The sequence below is a fragment of the Novosphingobium sp. genome (assembly GCF_030699305.1).
Lineage (GTDB): Bacteria > Pseudomonadota > Alphaproteobacteria > Sphingomonadales > Sphingomonadaceae > Novosphingobium.
The window spans coordinates 13,107-29,816 of record NZ_JAUYNB010000018.1 but is presented as its reverse complement, the minus strand read 5'-3'; the positions used below and the strand labels follow the sequence as shown (position 1 = coordinate 29,816).

The following is a 16,710-nucleotide window of genomic DNA, read 5'->3' as shown; positions in this document are numbered from 1 at the left end:
TGGACGTTTCCGAAAATCTGTGGCTATGCCCCGGCCATAGTCGTTTTCGTGAGTGCTGGCATGACCAAAATCAAATCCTACTGGCTGATGAAATCAGAACCCGATGCCTACAGCTGGGACGATCTGGTGGCCGAGGGCGAAGGCACGTGGGACGGGGTGCGCAATTACACCGCGCGCAACAACCTGCGGGCGATGCAGCCGGGCGATCAGGTGTTCTTCTATCACTCCAATATCGGGGTAGAGATCGTTGGAATCGCAGAGATTACCGCATCGAACATCCCCGACCCGACCGACGATACCGGCCGCTGGTCCGCCGTGAAGCTGAAGCCCGTGCGCAAGCTGGCGCGCACCGTGACGCTGAAGGAAATCAAGGCCGATCCGGCGCTGGCCGACATGGACCTGCTGACCAAGTTCCGCCTCTCCGTCAGCGCGGTGAAGCCGTCGGAATGGGACTATATCCTGACGCTGGCCGAGGGCTAACTTCCCGCTTTCGCCCGCAACCCTGAAATCGTCGCGCCGCCCGCGCTGAGTTGTTCCACGTCGATTACCAGATGCAGCAGCCGCAAGCCCTCGCGCGCCTGCGCTTCGGCCAGCGCGGCGGTGAACTGGGCGGTGGTTTCCACCCGCTCTGCCCAGCCGCCGAACGCGCGGGCGAGGGCGGCGAAATCGGGGTTGGCCAGCGTGGTGGCGGAAACGCGCTCCGGAAATTCGCGCTCCTGATGCATCCGGATCGTGCCGTAAGCGCCGTTGTCGACCAGCACGACCAGCAGGTTGCAGCCATATTGCGCGGCAGTGGCCAGTTCCTGTCCGTTCATCAGGAAATCGCCGTCGCCGGCCAGCGCCACCACGGTGCGGTCCGGAAACCGGCGCGCGGCGGCGACGGCGGCGGGAACGCCGTAACCCATCGCCCCGGCGGTGGGGGCCAGCTGGCAGGGAAAGCCGTTGTAGTGCCAATAGCGGTGCCACCAGCCTGAAAAATTGCCCGCGCCGTTGCAGATGAAGCTGTCATCCGGCAGCGCGGCGCGCATCGCGGTGACGCAGGCGGCCATGTCGAGCCGATAGGCGGCGGGCTTGGCGGTGGTCCAGTCCAGCCATTCCGCGTGCGCCAGTTCGCCCGCGTCGAACGGGATTACATCATCGCACCACAGCGCGGCGGCTTCGGCAAATTCCGCCATGTCGGCGCAGATCGCCAGATCCGGGCGATAGACGCGGCCCAGTTCGTCGGGATCGGGGTGAATGTGGATCAGCGTCTGGCCGGGATGCTCGGGCGTGATCAGGGTGTAGCTGTCGGTCGTCGCCTCACCCAGCCGTGCGCCGACCACCAGCACGACGTCGGCCAGCTTGATCCGTTCTACCAGCTTGGGATTGGGGCCATAGCCCAGGTTCCCCGCCCAGACCTTGCTGGAATTGGGAATCGCGTCCTGCCGCCGGAACGCACCGGCCACGGGCAGGCCGATCTTTTCGGCGAAGCGGGTGAAGTGTTCGCGCGCCTTGGCGTTCCAGCCCGCGCCGCCGATGATCGCGATGGGGGCCGCAGCTTCTCCGACCAGCTCCAGCGCGGCGCCCAGCGCATCGGGGCAGACGGCCTGCGCCGGGCGGGTGACAGCGGGGCGGGGGGTCTGGCCGGTGACCGGTTCCAGCAGCATGTCTTCCGGCAGGGCCAGCACGACCGGGCCGGGGCGGCCGGAGATCGCGGTCGACCAGGCGCGGGCGATATATTCGGGAATGCGGGCCGGATCGTCGATCCGCGCGGCCCATTTGCTCAGCGGCGCGAACATCGCCTGAAAATCGACTTCCTGAAACCCTTCGCGGTCGCGCATCCCCCGATCGACGTCGCCGATGAACAGGATCATCGGCTGCGAATCCTGCATCGCCACGTGCACGCCGATGCTGGCGTTGGTCGCGCCGGGTCCGCGCGTGACGAAGCAGACGCCGGGCTGGCCGGTCATCGTGCCATCCGCGCAGGCCATGAACGCCGCGCCGCCTTCCTGGCGGCAGACGACGGTGTCGATTTCAGGCGAATCGTGCAGCGCATCGAGCACGGCCAGAAAGCTTTCGCCCGGCACGGTGAAGATGCGGTCGCAGCCCTGCGCGATCAGGCAATCGACCAGCAGGCGGCCACCGGTAACGGTCTGGGTTTGGGTCATGGCCCGAATGCTAGCCGCGCCGCGCGCGCTCGGCAACGCGGGCGACGCCGCGCGGGACAGTAACCAACAGGAATGGTTACTGTCCCACTTCGGGAAGGCCGCCGTTAACCGCGATTTTCCGGGTGGCGGGGTGGTAAATATCTTCTTAACCGGGACGCATGAAAAACATGAAAAGACGGTCGCTGGTCCTTACTGATGAAACTGCCCGCCACCCGTTTCTGGCGAGCCTGCCCCCGCATGTGCGGCGCGGGACCGAGCCGGTGCAGGCGGTGCGCCGCCCGCGCTGGCTGTCGATGGACGAAATCCGCGACTTTCTGGTGGCCTACTGCGTTTGCTTCGTGGCGGTCGGCACGTTCATCGCCTGATCGTTCAGGCGGCGGCACGCTCCGCCTTGACCAGCAGCGCGCCCAGCCAGGCTGAGACCAGACACATTGCCGCGCTGAGCAGCAACTGCGTGACGATCGCCACGCCCGCAGCCGACAGCCCGAACGCCAGCAGCGATCCTGCCACCATCGCGCCCGAATTGACGATGTTGTTCGCCGCCACGGTCCGCGCGGTCTGCGATTTTTCCACGAACGTGGTCAGGAACGCATAGAGCGGGACCACGAACATCCCCCCTGATACCGCAATGCCCAGCAACATCAGCAGCAGCGGCACGGCCAGCGGTTCGGCCATGAACCGGCCCGCGTCCATCAGTTCGCCGCCGGGGTGCGGGGTCCAGTGGCGGCAGACCATGAAGAAGCCGACCACGAACAGCCCCATCACCAGCACCGATCCCGGCGAGTAGCGCGCCGAAACCGTGCCTTTGAGCAGCGCGTTGACCGAGATCGAGCCGATTGCCACCCCGACCGAGAAAATCACCAGAAACAGGCTGGCCACTTCCTTGCTGGCGGTCAGCACGTTCTTGGCCAGCGGGCCGAACTGGATGAACAGCACCGACCCGATCGTCCAGAAAAAGCTGATCGCCATGATCGCCAGGAACACCCGACGGTCATGCACCGTGTTGCCGACCAGCGCGATGGAGGAGCGCAGGATATTGTAATCGAGCGGTTCGGGCGTTCCCACCGGCGGCGCGGGCGGGACGTGGCGGCTGACGGCGTAACCGACCAGCGCGGTCAGCATCACGCCCAGCGCGGCCCATTCGACATCCAGCCACCCGGCCAGAATCGTGCCGGTCAGAATCGCGATATAGGTTCCCGCTTCGACCAGTCCGGTTCCGGCCAGCACTTCGTGCGGGTGCAGGTGCTGCGGCAGGATCGCATACTTGATCGGGCCGAAGAACGTGGAATGCACGCCCATTGCAAACAGCGCCAGCATCAGCAGCGGCATCGCCAGCGTGTTCACCGCCATGCCCTGCCACGCCAGCAGCAGTCCGCCCGCACCGACGATCATGATCACAATTTCGCACGCCTTGACGATGCGGATGATCCGCGCCTTGTCGCGCGCGTCGGCCAGCTGCCCGGCCAGCGCCGAGAGCAGGAAGAACGGCAGGATGAATACTGCCGAAGCCAGCGCGCTGAACGCGGCCCCCTGTTCCTCGGTTTCATAGATCCCATAGATCGCGAACAGCACCATCGCGTTCTTGAACAGGTTGTCGTTGAAGGCGTTCAGCAATTGGGTAACAAACAGCGGCAGAAACCGGCGGCTGTGGATCAGATGGGTCTGGGTCGTCATGCGTTCACTTTGCGGCCGCTCATGTCGGGGCGGACCCTAGCTGCGAATTATGACGCAACAACCCCCAATCAGCCCCTTTTGCGCAGGCGTCATGCCGGTTATGCGTTGCACCCATGCTGACGCTGCCCAACCTGCTCACCCTGTCGCGGATCGTCGCGGTGCCCCTGCTTGTCGCGCTGCTGTGGTGGCCGCGCTGGGAAGGGGGCTATGTCTGGGCGTTTGCGCTCTATTGCCTGATGGGCATCACCGATTACTTCGATGGCTATGTCGCCCGCAGCCAGGGGGCGGTGTCGAAACTGGGCCAGTTCCTCGATCCGATCGCGGACAAGATCATGATCGCCGCAGTGATTCTGGCGCTCGCGGCCAAGGGCGTGCTGACCGGGCCGTATGTCGGCGATCTGCACGTGGTCGCCGGGCTGGTGATCCTGATCCGCGAAATCGCGGTGTCGGGCCTGCGCGAATTCCTGGGCGGGCTGCGCGTGTCGATCCCGGTGTCGCAGCTGGCCAAGTGGAAGACCACGTTCCAGATGGTCGCGCTGGGCGCCCTGATCCTGGGCCGCGCCCTGCCGCGCTGGACGGTCGATGTCATGGGCGAGGTCATCAACGTGCCGCACACCGTGGGCCTGACCACGCTGTGGGCGGCGGCGATCCTGACCGTGATTACGGGCTGGGATTACCTGCGAGTTGGCCTGAAGCACATGGATTGAGGGGGGAGCCCTTCCCCTTACCCTTACCCGTCACCCTGAACTTGTTTCAGGGTCCATTTCCCCGCCAGAACTGATGGTGCAGTGGAGGCAACGGCCGCTCCGCCACGCTAAAACTTGATAGACCAGTGCCTGCGGCCTGATGGATGCTGAAACAAGTTCAGCATGACGGCATGTGTGCAGGCTTGGGGCGGGACTAACCCGCGCGCAGTTCCTCGGCCAGCAGGCGGAATTCTTCGGAGCGGGGGCTGTTCTTGCGCCAGACGAGGGCGATTTCGCGGTTGGCGGTGTCGGATTTGAGCGGGCGGGCGACCACGTTGGTGCCGTTGAGAATGCCCGCATCCAGCGCCATTTCCGGCAGCATGGTCAGACCCAGCCCATTGTCGACCATCTGCACCAGCGTATGCAGGCTGGTGCCGATCATTGTGGCCGAGGCGCGCAGTTCCGGGCGGTTGCACGCGGCCAGCGCGTGTTCCTTCAGGCAGTGGCCGTCTTCCAGCAGCAACAGGCGGTTCTCGTCGATCAGGTCGGGCGAGATTTCCATCGGCGGGTCGCGCGGATCGTCCTTGGGGAAGGCGACGAACAGCGCGTCGAGCTCGATCGTTTCCTTTTCCACCTCGCCGGTCGGATAGGGCAGGGCGAGCAGCACGCAGTCTGACCGGCCGTGATGCAGCGATTCGATTGCCGCGCCGCTGGGTTCCTCGCGCAGGAACAGCTTCAGCGCGGGGCGCTCGCGGCGCAGGCGCGGAAGCATTCGGGGCAGCAGGAACGGAGCAATCGTGGGGATCACGCTCATCCGAACTTCGCCTGACAGCGGCTGTCCGGCGGACTGGACCATGTCGGACAGTTCCTCGGCCTCACGCAACAGGCGGTGCGCTTTCGCGACGACCGCGTTGCCCAGCGGGGTGAACCGCACCGCGCGCTTGGTGCGTTCCACCAGCACCACGCCCAGCAAGGTTTCGAGATCGCGCAGGCCCGCCGACAGCGTGGATTGCGAGACGAAACACGCCTCTGCCGCGCGGCCGAAATGCCCATGTTCATGCAGTGAAACAAGATATTGCAACTGCTTGAGCGTGGGCAGGTAGCTGCTCATTCGGTGACCTCGGCGAGCTCATCGGCCCCGGCGTCATCAGCCCTGGCCAGATCAGCCTCATCCCCAGCTTCATCCACAACCTTATCCCCAGCCTCATTGGCGGCGTCGTCGGCGGCGTCGGCTTCGCGCTGGGCGTCTTCGATCCGGGTCATCTTCAGCTTGCCGTTCACCACGGCGAAGGCGAGCTTTCCCTCCACAAGGTCCAGCGCATCCTTGCCGAACTGTTCAAACCGCCAGCCATCCAGCAGCGGCAATTGCCGCACACCTGCGGCCAGCAGTTCCAGATCCTCGCTGCGGGCCATCAGCCGGGCGGCCACGTCGATCTCGCGGCTGCGGATCTTGAGCAGCAGCTTCAGCAGATCGGCCACCAGCGCGCCTTCCTTGCCCAGCGGCGCGCCGCGCGGGGTGCGCGGGGGCAGTTCGGCGTCGGTCAGCGGTGTCGCCGCTTCGAGCGTGGCCATCAGCCGCTTGCCGATTTCGTTGTCTTTCCACCCGGCGGACAGCCCGCGCACTTTGGCAAGGTCGGCCTGCTGGCGGGGCGGGTGGCTGGCCATGTCGGCCAGGGTTTCATCGCGGGCGATCCGGCCGCGCGGGATATTCTTGTCCTGCGCTTCCAGTTCGCGCCACGCGGCCATGGCTTTAAGGCGGCCCAGCATTGCCGGATTGCGGCCCGCCGCCTTGATCCGCTGCCATGCGGCACCGGGATCGTTGCGATAGTTGGCCGGATCGGCCAGCTTTTCCATCTCGATATCCAGCCATTCGCCGCGCCCGGTTTTCATCAGGCGATTGAGCAGTTTGGGGAAGATCTTTGACAGGTGGGTGACATCGCCGATGGCATATTCGATCTGGCGTTCGCTCAGCGGGCGGCGCGACCAGTCGGTAAAGCGCGCGCCCTTGTCGACGGTCAGGCCCAGCCAGGCTTCGACCAGGTTGGAATAGCCGATCTGTTCGGACTGGCTGACCGCCATCATCGCGATCTGCGTATCGAAGATCGGGTGCGGGGTCTTGCCGGTCAGGTTGTAGATGATTTCCACATCCTGCCCGCCGGCGTGAAACACCTTCAGCACGTCCTCGTTATCGACCAGCAGGTCGAGCAGCGGCGCCATATCAAGGCCCCGCGCGAGCGGATCAATCGCGGCAGCTTCGTGCGTGTCGGCGATCTGGATCAGGCAGAGTTCCGGCCAATACGTGTTTTCCCGCATGAACTCGGTATCGACGCACACGAACTGCGCTTTGGACAGGCGTTCGCACAGTTCAGCCAGCGCCTCGGTCGTCGTAATCAGTGGATGTATCTTCATGGTGCTTTTCTGTAAGTGGGCCCGTGCGAGCCCGTGGCTTGACAAAAACGCCGCTATCGCCTGTTAGCCGCGACTTCCCCCTGCCTGATCGGCAGCCGATTGGAAAGAGTTTCGATGCATCTCTATCGTTCGCACACCTGCGGCGCGCTCAACGCAGCCGATGTTGGCCAGACTATCCGCCTGTCCGGCTGGGTTCATCGCAAGCGCGATCACGGCGGCGTCCTGTTCGTCGACTTGCGCGACCATTACGGGATCACCCAGATCGTCGCCGACAGCGACAGCCCGGCGCTGGCCATCCTTGAATCGCTGCGCGCCGAAAGCGTCGTGACCATCGACGGTGAGGTCAAGGCCCGCAATGCGGCGACCGTGAACCCCAATCTGCCGACCGGCGGAATCGAAGTGTTCGCCCGCGCCGCCACGGTCCTCAGCCGCGCCGAGGAACTGCCGCTGCCGGTGGCCGGGGAACAGGAATACCCGGAAGACATCCGCCTGCGCTATCGCTTCCTCGATCTGCGCCGCGAAACGCTGCACACCAATATCGTCAAGCGCACCAGGATCATCTCGGACATGCGCCGCCGGATGGAAGGGGTGGGCTTTACCGAGTTTTCGACCCCGATCCTGACCGCCTCCAGCCCCGAAGGGGCGCGCGACTTTCTGGTCCCCAGCCGCATTCATGCGGGCAAGTTCTATGCTCTGCCGCAGGCCCCGCAGCAGTACAAGCAGCTGCTGATGGTGGCGGGCTTTGACCGCTATTTCCAGATTGCGCCGTGCTTCCGCGACGAAGACCCGCGCGCTGACCGCCTGCCGGGCGAGTTCTATCAGCTCGATCTGGAAATGAGCTTCGTCACCCAGGAAGAAGTCTGGGAAACGATGGAGCCGGTGCTGGCGGGCGTGTTCGAAGCCTTTGCCGAGGGCCGCCACGTAACCCCGGCGGGCAGCTTCCCGCGCATCGCCCATGCCAAGGCGATGCTGGATTACGGTTCGGACAAGCCGGACTTGCGCAACCCGCTGATCATCCGTGACGTGACGAGCGAGTTCACCGCGTCGGGCTTTGGCCTGTTCGAAAAGATCGTCGGCACCGGCGGCGTCGTGCGTCTGATCCCGGCCCCGAACACGGCGGAAAAGAGCCGCAAGTTCTTCGACGAAATGAACGACTGGGCGCGCAGCGAAGGCCATGCGGGTCTTGGCTATGTCACCCGCAAGGCGGGCGTGTTCGGCGGGCCGATCGCCAAGAACCACGGCGAGGACAAGATGGCCGCGCTGTTCGATGCGCTCGGCCTTGGCCCCGATGACGGTGCGTTCTTTGCCGCGGGCAAGGAAGAGCAGGCCGCGAAGCTGGCCGGGGCCGCGCGCACCCGCGTCGGCGATCAGCTCTGCCTGATCGACAAGGACCGGTTCGAACTGTGCTGGATCGTCGATTTCCCTTTCTACGAATGGGACGAGGACAACAAGAAGGTCGATTTCGCGCACAACCCGTTCTCGATGCCGCAGGGCGGGATGGACGCGCTGCAGAATCAGGACCCGCTGACGATTCTGGCCTATCAGTACGATCTGGTTTGCAACGGCTTCGAAATCGCCTCCGGCTCGATCCGCAACCAGCACCCGGACCTGATGGTCAAGGCGTTCGAGTTGACCGGGCTGTCGCAGCAGGACGTGGAAGACCGCTTCGGCGGGCTTTACCGGGCGTTCCAGTACGGCGCACCGCCGCATGGCGGGATGGCCGCTGGCGTCGACCGGATCGTGATGCTGCTGTGCGGCGCGCAGAACTTGCGTGAAATCACGCTGTTCCCGATGAACCAGCGCGCCGAAGACCTGCTGATGGGTGCGCCCTCGCTGCCGGAAAACAGGCAGCTGCGCGAACTGCACTTGCGCGTGGTGGAACCGCCCAAGGCGCAGTGATCGGCAGCGACTGGTCGGCTGGCGGGTAACCGGGTTGCGGTGAACCGCCGGATAACTGCGAATAACTGCGGATGAAGTGGTATGGACCGCGCCGCATTGCTCTTGCCAGCGGGCAATGCGGGTATTAGGGCGGCATTCGATATTCCATCTTCCGTTTTTGAAGGGGCACAAGAATGAGCGACACCGCTGATCGGGTTAAAAAGATAGTCGTCGAGCATCTCGGCGTCGAAGCCGACAAGGTCACCGAGGACGCGAGCTTTATCGACGACCTGGGTGCCGACAGCCTCGACATCGTCGAACTCGTCATGGCCTTTGAAGAAGAGTTTGGCGTGGAAATCCCTGACGATGCGGCTGAAAAGATCGCTACCGTCTCGGACGCGATCAAGTTCATCAACGATCACAAGGGCTGATCGCGGGCTGCACAGCCCAACCATTCCCCGTTTGCCCTGAGCGTGTCGATGGGCTGCCCTTTCTTCCCGATTTGTGCGAAGTGAAGGACGGGGCTTCGACAGGCTCAGCCCGCGAGGGTCTGGGCCTGTTGTGTTTTTCGGGCCTGTTGTGTTTTCAGGCCTGCCGTTTGCACTGTCAGGCCTGAATGCCGGTATTTTCGGAGCTTTCTATGCGTCGTGTAGTCGTAACTGGTCTGGGCCTTGTCACTCCGCTGGGTGCGGATGTCGAAACGGTCTGGAAGAACCTCCTCGCCAGCAAGTCCGGCGCGGGGAAGATCACGCGGTTCGATACCAGCGACCACAAGTGCCACATCGCCTGCGAAGTGAAGCCGGCCGACCATGAATACGGATTCGATCCGAACAAGCGCGTTGACCATAAGGTCCAGCGCCAGGTCGATCCGTTCATCATCTATGGCATCGACGCCGCCGGGCAGGCGCTGGAAGACGCCGGGCTGACCGAAATGGACGAAGCGATGCGAATCCGCACCGGCTGCTCCATCGGTTCGGGCATCGGCGGGCTGCCAGGGATCGAAAGCGAATCGATTGTCCTGCATGAAAAAGGACCGGGCCGGGTATCGCCGCACTTCGTGCATGGCCGCCTGATCAACCTGATTTCCGGTCAGGTTTCGATCAAGTACGGGCTGATGGGTCCGAACCACGCGGTGGTGACGGCGTGCTCCACCGGGGCGCACTCGATCGGCGATGCCGCGCGGATGATCCGCGATGACGATGCCGACATCATGCTGGCAGGCGGCGCGGAAGGCACCGTCAACCCGCTGGGTGTGGCCGGGTTCGCCCAGGCGCGCGCGCTCAATTGCAGCTATAACGACCGCCCTGAACAGGCCAGCCGCCCCTATGACAAGGGCCGCGACGGCTTCGTGATGGGTGAAGGCGCGGGCGTGGTCGTGCTCGAAGAATACGAACACGCCAAAGCGCGCGGCGCGAAGATCTATGCCGAAGTGGTGGGTTACGGCCTGTCGGGCGATGCCTATCACGTCACTGCCCCGCACCCCGAAGGCAAGGGCGCGGAACTGGCGATGCGCATGGCGCTGAAGAAGGCCGGGATGGGTCCGGGGGACATTGACTATGTCAACGCCCATGGCACTTCGACCATGGCCGACACGATCGAACTGGCTGCAGTCAAGCGCGTGCTGGGCGATGACCTGACCGGCGCGTCGATGAGCAGCACCAAGTCGGCTATCGGCCACTTGCTGGGCGGCGCGGGCGCGGTGGAAACGATCTTCTGCATCCTGGCGATCCGCGATCAGATCGTGCCTCCGACACTGAACCTGGACGATCCGGACGACGGCACCGACGGCGTTGATCTGGTACCGCACGTTGCCCGCAAGCGCGTGGTGCGCGCTGCGCTCAACAACAGCTTCGGGTTTGGCGGCACCAACGCCAGCGTGATCGTGAAGGCGGTAGAAGACTGATGATCCGCCGCGGCGCGCTGGCCGCCGCCCTTGCGGCCGTTCTGCTGCTCGGCTGGTTCGTGTCCGGCTGGTACGGTTCAGGGCCATTGGGCAAGGATACGCCCTTCATGGTGCCCGATGGTTCCAGTCTGGGCACGGTCGCGGCCAAGCTGGAAGCGGAAGGGGCGATTGCCTCCGCCGATGCGTTCCGCCTGCGCGCGCGCATCTTTGGCGGCGGCGCACCGATCAAGGCGGGCGAATTCCTGCTGCCCAAGGGGGGCAGCCCGTCGAAGATTCTCTCGATCCTGCAAGGCGATGCCGTGCTGCGCCGGTTCGTGACGATCCCGGAAGGGATGCCGTCGATCATGGTCCATGAGCGGCTGATGGCGCAGCCGTTGCTGACCGGAGCGCTTGCAGTCCCGGCCGAAGGCTCCGTGCTGCCCGACACCTATGAAATCAGGCGCGGTGAAAGCCGTCAGGATGTGGTGCTGCGGATGCAGGCGGCGATGCGCCGCACGCTGGCCGAACTATGGGCCGGGCGCGGGCCAAACATCGCGGTCAAGACCCCGGAAGAGGCGTTGAGCCTGGCGGCGATCGTCGAAAAGGAAACCGGCAAGCCATCGGAACGGCGGGTCGTGGCCGGGCTGTATTCCAACCGTTTGCGGCAGGGGATCATGCTTCAGGCTGATCCCACGATCATCTATCCGATCACCCGTGGCAAGCCGCTGGGCCGCCGCATCCGCCAGAGCGAGATCCAGGCGGTGAACGACTATAACACCTACAGCATGATCGGGCTGCCGCGCGGCCCGATCACCAATCCGGGCAAGGAATCGATCGCCGCCGTGCTGAACCCGGCACAAACGCGGGCGCTCTACATGGTGGCGGACGGCACCGGCGGGCATCTGTTTGCCGAAACCCTGCCGGAGCATAACGCCAACGTCGAACGCTGGTACGCGATCCGCAAGGCGCGCGGGGACTTCTGAGCGCGGCGGCGGGTCAGCACTCCCCGGTGCGGCTGGCGCTGCCCTGAAACTGGATGCGCGCCCGCCCGCCCATACTGTCGGTATCAATCAGCGCGTTGCCGGAAAAGCGCAGGCTGGCGCTCATGCCGGTGGCGGAAATGTTGCCCTCCACGATCCGTCCGGTGCACTGCATCGTGGCCGATCCGGTGCCGTTGGAAACCGAGCAGCCACTGCCGCCATTGGTCATGTCCGCCGCGACTTTCAGGAGCGGATCGCGCACATCGGACGGCGTCAGGCAGATGTTCTGGCTGAACGAGCCGGAACCGGTCGACATCGTCATGCTATAGAGCCCCGGCGTCAGGCCAGAGCCTGATGGCGCAGCCGGAGCGGGCGGAGCGGCGCGCTGCGGGCGGGGGCCGGTGTAGGAACCGGGCAGGCTCAGGCCGATGGAAGGGATGACCTCGATCATCCAGCGGTCGTATTCGACGAGGTTTGCCTTCAACTGGGCGGGACTGACGCCGCCTTTCAGGATGATCGTGCGTTCGGGGAACAGGTATGGTTCGCCGCCCTGCGTATCGGGTTGAAACCGGAAGCGCAGAAAGAACTGCCGCGCGTTGATTTCCCGCGCGATGCTGGCCGCGTTGGGGTGCTGGAGCGGGTTCATGTATCGCAGCCGGATGGCCTCGCAGCTGCTGCTCGTGGCGTCGGGGCACTGCACGCCGTCCAGCACATAGGGCATGCCTAGCGGGCTCGTGACCCCCATGTAACGCTCGGCGCGGCCATTGCCAGGGACGTACGCCTGCCAGCCAAAGCTCTTCACCAGGGCTTCAAACTGCTCGATGTCGAAGCGGTCCACGCTGGTTGGCAGCGGCGGGGCAGGGGCGGCAACCGGGGGGGCGACTTTGGCCGGTTTGGGCTTGGCCCCCACGCCTGCGGCCCCGGCCAGCGCGATGACTGCCGCGATAGTGAGCGCGCGCCGCATCAGGCCTCTCCCGCCGCGAGCCGCGCCGCATGGTGGGCCATCGACGCCAGATACTGGGCGAGATTGGCGTCGCTGATCCCGCCTTCATACAGCAGGCTGCCGACCAGCGTCACTTTGCTGCCATCGACATAGGCGGCGGCCCAGCGCGGTTGTTCGTTGAAGCGATCGACCAGTTGCTGGCGGTCCTTCCCTGCGGGAGGATTGACCGTTGCGAGGAAGCGCGCTTCCTTGCAGCCGGTGGGCGCGCAGGTTGAGCCAAACACCGACACGACGGTTCCACCGGGCGTGATCAGCACGACTGCCTTGTTGCCGTTGGCGAGCGTGACAACTTCAGCCGACTTGAAAGGTGCGACCGGCCCAGCCAGGGCGACGCGCCGCACCTGGTCCGTGGTGAACTGGCTGGCGAAAGATTGCGCTTGCCCCGGACCGGCCAGCGCCAGCAACAGGCCCGCGCCGATCAGGGCGCGACCGAAAAACTTCTTCATTCCTTGCATTCCCGGTTCGAATGATCGCGCGCCGCTTATGGTTCCGCAATATTGAACGTCCCGCCGATCGAATCAATTGCATTCAGCCAGCTTTCAACTGCCGCGCGGTCCCCGCTGACTTTCAGTCCGGCCTGCTCCAGCTGGCTCAGCGGCATTTTCAGGAACAGCAGCGCCAGCAGCAACTGGCGCGGGCCGGTGATCGTGGCGTCGGGCGCGGCATTGGCTTCCATCCGCGCCAGCATGGTTATGCCGGTCAGTTCGATCCCCGCCGTCTCCCGCCGTTCGGGCATAACCAGGTTCAGTTTCAGCTTGCGCCCGCCCAGCTTGGCCGGATCGAACCGCGTCGCGGCGGAATCGAGCAACAGCCGCGTCGGGATCGCCCCGATCATGTCGGCGCTCTGGTTGCTGAAGCTGACCGTCTTGCCCGCGCGCAATTCCTTCGCGGCGGCAAGGAACTGGTTGCGCCAGATCGCGCTTTCGGCCTGATAGCCCTGCTGCTCATAACTGTCGGCCAGCAGCGCGCGGGCCGCCTTGTTGGCGGAATCGGCAAACACCACCTGGCTGAGCAGATCGGACGACCAGCGATAATCGCCCGCCTTCATCGCCTTGCGCGCGGCGGCGACGGCCTTGTTCGCGCCGCCCATCAGCGCAATCGTGCGGCGCGCGCGTTCCACTGGCGGGTGCGGATTAAGGTTGGCGGGCACTGCATCGTACCAGCCCAGATAGTGCTGGTAGATCGCCTTCGCGTTGTGGCTGAACGTGCCGTAATAGCCGTGGTTGTCCCACTGCTGCGCCAGCGCGGGCGGCTGAGTGACCTGTTCGGCGATTTCCACCATCGTCTCGCCCCGGTTCATCAGGCGCACGGTCTGATCGTGGAGATAGCGATAGTTGTCGCGCTGGCCCGCCAGCATCGCCGTGCCCGCATCGCGCCCGAACGTCGGCCAGCAATGGCTGGACACGACCGCATCGGCGCGCGGGGCAAAGCGGGTGGCGGCTTCGTCCAGGAACGCGGCCCAGGCGTGGGCGTCACGCACTTTCGCCCCGCGCGGGGTCAGGATGTTATGCATCGTGCAGGTGGAAATTTCGGCCGAAAGGAACACGCGGCGCGGCGCAATCAGCACGTTGAGTTCTGACGGTGCCTCGCTGCCGGACACGATCTGGAATTCCAGCGGAACCCCGTCGACCACGCGGGTTTCGCCGGTCTGGGTAATCGTATCGGTCGGCTGGATCAGCGTGATTTCGCCAGTGGCCACGGCCATGCCGATCCCGCTGCCCATCTGCCCCTGCACGCCGGGGGAGAGGCCTGCGCCAAACTGGTACTGTGCCCGGCGGCCCATTGCCGATCCGGCCATGACGTTCTCAGAAGCGGCCTCTGTCACGAAGTGTTCGGGCGCGATCACGGTTACTTTGCCCGCTGCCACATCGGCCTGGTTCACTACGCCGCGCACGCCGCCATAATGGTCGGCATGGCTGTGGCTATAGATCACGGCACTCACGGGCCGCGCGCCGAGTTCGCGGTTGACCAGCGCGAGCGCTGCGGCCGCCGTTTCGCGGGCGGTCAGCGGGTCGATCAGGATCCAGCCGGTCTGTCCCTCAACCACGGTCATGTTGGCCAGATCGAACCCGCGCACCTGCCATACGCCGTCCGCCACCTTGAACAGCCCGTGCCGCTTCAGGTGCCGCATCAGCCGCCACAGCGACGGGTTGACCGAGGCCGGGGCGGGGCCATCGACCCATTCATAAGCCGCCAGATTCCACACCGGGCGGCCCTTGGCATCCTTGATCACCGGATCGGTCAGCGTGCCGATAAAGCCGCGGGCCGCGAACTCTGCATCACGCCCGGAATCGGCTGGCAGTGCGCGTGCCATGGCCTGCTGCGCCGCGACTGTGGCGGGTGAGGCGGGCTTGGGATCGAGCGGGCCGGGGGCATTGGCCAGCAGGAGCGGGGCCAATGTTGCCAGGCCGATCAGTGCGGTCGGGCGGCGATTCAGGGTCATGTGGGGTCCTCTCCCGCTGTTTGCCGGGAACTTTGCTGGCCTGTCAGCAGTTTGGCAAGCGAGTCTGCTTTTGATGGGTAAATCCGATCAAACTATCCACATTGTCCAATTGGATCGATTTCAATGCCGGGGCTAATGCGCCCCCAACGCTTTTGAAGGAGCCTAACCGTGATCAACCGTTCCATTCCCGATGTTACCCTGAAAACCCGCGTACGCGACGAATCGCTCGGCGGGGCAAACCCGTTCCGCTGGGAAGATATGGCGGTGCGGCAGGCCTTTGCCGGCAAGAAAGTGGTGGTGTTTTCGCTGCCCGGCGCGTTCACGCCGACGTGCAGCAACGAACAGTGCCCGAACTTCGAACGCCTGTACGACGTGTTCAAGGCCGCCGGGGTGGATGAAGTCTACTGCATCTCGGTCAACGATGCGTTCGTGATGTACCAGTGGGGCAAGAGCCTGGGCCTGGAAAAGGTCAAGCTGCTGCCGGACGGTTCGGGCGACTTCACCCGCCGCATGGGCATGCTGATCAACAAGGACCACGTTGGTTTCGGTATGCGCAGCTGGCGTTATGCGATGATCGTCGATGACAACACCGTGACCAGCTGGTTCGAAGAACCGGGCATCAACGACACTGGCGCAGACAGCGATCCGTACGGCGAAACCATGCCGGAAAAGCTGCTGGGCGCACTGACCGGACAGTTCACCGAAGCGGCCTGAACGCTGCTTCGGTTTGCGGGCGGCGAGCCAAATTGCCCTCCCCCCTCCCGGTTCGCCGCCCGCACGACTATCAGGGGCTATGACTTCATCCCCGTTCATCGTCACCGCAGAGCTTCCGCCCGAGATTTTTCGCTGGGCGGACGGCCTGCGGCGGACGCATTTCCCGCCGGAACGCAACTGGTTGCAGGCCCACGTCACGCTGTTCCATTCCTTCGCGCCGTCGCTGCGCGGGGAAGTGCTGGGGCTGCTGAGCCAGATTGCGGCGAGCCACGCCGCGCCGCCCGCCCGGATCGACGGGTTGATGAACCTCGGCAACGGCACCGCGCTGGCGATCACCAGCCCCGGCCTGCTGGCAATCCGCGCGGGCATTGCGGATCACTTCCACGGCGCGCTGACTGCGCAGGATCAACACCCCCGCGCCTGCACATCACGATCCAGAACAAGGTCCAGCCAGCGGCGGCGCGGGCGCTTCAGGCAGAGCTGGCCGCGACGCTGGAGCAGCGCCGGTTCAAGTTCACCGGGCTGGGTCTCCACCGCTATTGCAACCCGCATTGGGAAGCGCAGGGAACATGGCGCTTTCGCGGCAAACAGGGTGGTTGACCAACCGCGCAACCCACCGTATGTGCGCCGCCTGCCCACGCGAAATGGCTGGCGCAGACCGTGTGGCGGAGTAGCTCAGTTGGTTAGAGCAGCGGAATCATAATCCGCGTGTCGGGGGTTCGAGTCCCTCCTCCGCTACCAAGTCTGTTTCTTAAGGCCTGTGCCGCTGTGCGGTCGGAAAAGCGTCCTTAATCAAAGCACTTAGGCGTTGTAAGCTTCCGTTCGGTCCGGTCTGGTGCCGAATCAGGTGGGGGCCTGCGATGGCGGCGGCATCAAGCGTTGCCAGCAATGCCA

Annotated in this window: 16 protein-coding genes, 1 tRNA gene and 1 pseudogene; 10 read left to right on the top strand and 8 right to left on the bottom strand. The window is 64.7% G+C overall.

The window, feature by feature from the left end:
- Positions 1-60 precede the first annotated feature (60 nt).
- Complete coding sequence (locus Q8Q53_RS08725) at positions 61-480, top strand: EVE domain-containing protein (protein ID WP_305701379.1); 420 nt, start codon at positions 61-63, stop codon at positions 478-480.
- On the opposite strand, the gene Q8Q53_RS08720 is transcribed toward Q8Q53_RS08725, so the two are convergent.
- Positions 477-2,147 carry a thiamine pyrophosphate-binding protein gene (locus Q8Q53_RS08720; RefSeq protein ID WP_305701378.1) on the bottom strand — a complete coding sequence of 557 codons (1,671 nt, stop codon included), beginning with the start codon at positions 2,145-2,147 and terminating at the stop codon, positions 477-479. The genes Q8Q53_RS08725 and Q8Q53_RS08720 overlap by 4 nt on opposite strands.
- Before the next feature lie 167 nt (positions 2,148-2,314).
- Here Q8Q53_RS08720 and Q8Q53_RS08715 point away from each other — a divergent pair, with 167 nt between their 5' ends.
- A complete protein-coding gene (locus tag Q8Q53_RS08715; RefSeq protein ID WP_305701377.1) occupies positions 2,315-2,512 on the top strand; it encodes a hypothetical protein in 198 nt (65 codons plus the stop codon).
- Positions 2,513-2,516: 4 nt separating this feature from the next.
- Here Q8Q53_RS08715 and Q8Q53_RS08710 read toward each other — a convergent pair whose 3' ends face one another.
- Positions 2,517-3,821, bottom strand: coding sequence for an MFS transporter (locus tag Q8Q53_RS08710; RefSeq protein WP_305701376.1), 1,305 nt, complete (start codon positions 3,819-3,821; stop codon positions 2,517-2,519).
- Between the two features lie 113 nt (positions 3,822-3,934).
- On the opposite strand from Q8Q53_RS08710, the gene pgsA reads away from it, so the two are divergent.
- Positions 3,935-4,528: a CDP-diacylglycerol--glycerol-3-phosphate 3-phosphatidyltransferase gene (gene pgsA / locus Q8Q53_RS08705; RefSeq protein WP_305701375.1), complete on the top strand. Its 594-nt coding sequence runs from the start codon at positions 3,935-3,937 to the stop codon at positions 4,526-4,528.
- A gap of 193 nt (positions 4,529-4,721) precedes the next feature.
- Here the strand turns inward: pgsA and Q8Q53_RS08700 are convergent, their stop codons facing one another.
- A complete protein-coding gene (locus Q8Q53_RS08700; RefSeq protein WP_305701374.1) occupies positions 4,722-5,618 on the bottom strand; it encodes a hydrogen peroxide-inducible genes activator in 897 nt (298 codons plus the stop codon).
- Complete coding sequence (gene rnd / locus Q8Q53_RS08695) at positions 5,615-6,916, bottom strand: ribonuclease D (protein WP_305701373.1); 1,302 nt, start codon at positions 6,914-6,916, stop codon at positions 5,615-5,617. Before rnd ends, Q8Q53_RS08700 begins: the two co-directional genes overlap by 4 nt.
- A 114-nt stretch (positions 6,917-7,030) precedes the next feature.
- On the opposite strand from rnd, the gene aspS reads away from it, so the two are divergent.
- The 4 genes from aspS to mltG all read left to right on the top strand — a co-directional run bounded on the left by aspS (position 7,031) and on the right by mltG (position 11,659).
- Positions 7,031-8,815 carry an aspartate--tRNA ligase gene (aspS, locus tag Q8Q53_RS08690; protein WP_305701372.1) on the top strand — a complete coding sequence of 595 codons (1,785 nt, stop codon included), beginning with the start codon at positions 7,031-7,033 and terminating at the stop codon, positions 8,813-8,815.
- 173 nt (positions 8,816-8,988) lie between these two features.
- The gene (locus Q8Q53_RS08685; RefSeq protein ID WP_305701371.1) at positions 8,989-9,225 is read left to right on the top strand and encodes an acyl carrier protein; all 237 of its coding nucleotides are present in this window, start codon (positions 8,989-8,991) and stop codon (positions 9,223-9,225) included.
- 209 nt (positions 9,226-9,434) lie between these two features.
- A complete protein-coding gene (fabF, locus tag Q8Q53_RS08680) occupies positions 9,435-10,697 on the top strand; it encodes a beta-ketoacyl-ACP synthase II (RefSeq protein WP_305701370.1) in 1,263 nt (420 codons plus the stop codon).
- Positions 10,697-11,659, top strand: a complete 963-nt coding sequence (gene mltG / locus Q8Q53_RS08675) for an endolytic transglycosylase MltG (protein WP_305701369.1) — start codon at positions 10,697-10,699, stop codon at positions 11,657-11,659. Before fabF ends, mltG begins: the two co-directional genes overlap by 1 nt.
- Before the next feature lie 13 nt (positions 11,660-11,672).
- Here the strand turns inward: mltG and Q8Q53_RS08670 are convergent, their stop codons facing one another.
- The 3 genes from Q8Q53_RS08670 to Q8Q53_RS08660 are packed head-to-tail and all read right to left on the bottom strand — an operon-like array spanning position 11,673 to position 15,102.
- Positions 11,673-12,620: a DUF3617 family protein gene (locus tag Q8Q53_RS08670; protein WP_305701368.1), complete on the bottom strand. Its 948-nt coding sequence runs from the start codon at positions 12,618-12,620 to the stop codon at positions 11,673-11,675.
- Positions 12,620-13,105 carry a YbjN domain-containing protein gene (locus Q8Q53_RS08665; RefSeq protein ID WP_305701367.1) on the bottom strand — a complete coding sequence of 162 codons (486 nt, stop codon included), beginning with the start codon at positions 13,103-13,105 and terminating at the stop codon, positions 12,620-12,622. The genes Q8Q53_RS08670 and Q8Q53_RS08665 overlap by 1 nt, the downstream gene beginning before the upstream one ends.
- 35 nt (positions 13,106-13,140) lie before the next feature.
- On the bottom strand, positions 13,141-15,102 hold the full coding sequence (locus tag Q8Q53_RS08660) for an alkyl/aryl-sulfatase (protein WP_305701366.1): 1,962 nt from the start codon (positions 15,100-15,102) through the stop codon (positions 13,141-13,143).
- Positions 15,103-15,270: 168 nt separating this feature from the next.
- On the opposite strand from Q8Q53_RS08660, the gene Q8Q53_RS08655 reads away from it, so the two are divergent.
- Complete coding sequence (locus Q8Q53_RS08655; protein ID WP_305701365.1) at positions 15,271-15,816, top strand: peroxiredoxin; 546 nt, start codon at positions 15,271-15,273, stop codon at positions 15,814-15,816.
- Between the two features lie 79 nt (positions 15,817-15,895).
- Positions 15,896-16,171 (top strand): annotated as a pseudogene (locus Q8Q53_RS16290) (2'-5' RNA ligase family protein); the annotation flags it as partial.
- A 50-nt stretch (positions 16,172-16,221) separates the two neighbouring features.
- Here Q8Q53_RS16290 and Q8Q53_RS16285 read toward each other — a convergent pair.
- Entirely contained in the window at positions 16,222-16,368 is a 147-nt protein-coding gene (locus Q8Q53_RS16285) for a hypothetical protein (RefSeq protein ID WP_371136534.1), read from the bottom strand.
- A gap of 112 nt (positions 16,369-16,480) precedes the next feature.
- On the opposite strand from Q8Q53_RS16285, the gene Q8Q53_RS08645 reads away from it, so the two are divergent.
- Positions 16,481-16,557 (top strand) — tRNA-Met (locus Q8Q53_RS08645).
- Positions 16,558-16,710 lie beyond the last annotated feature (153 nt).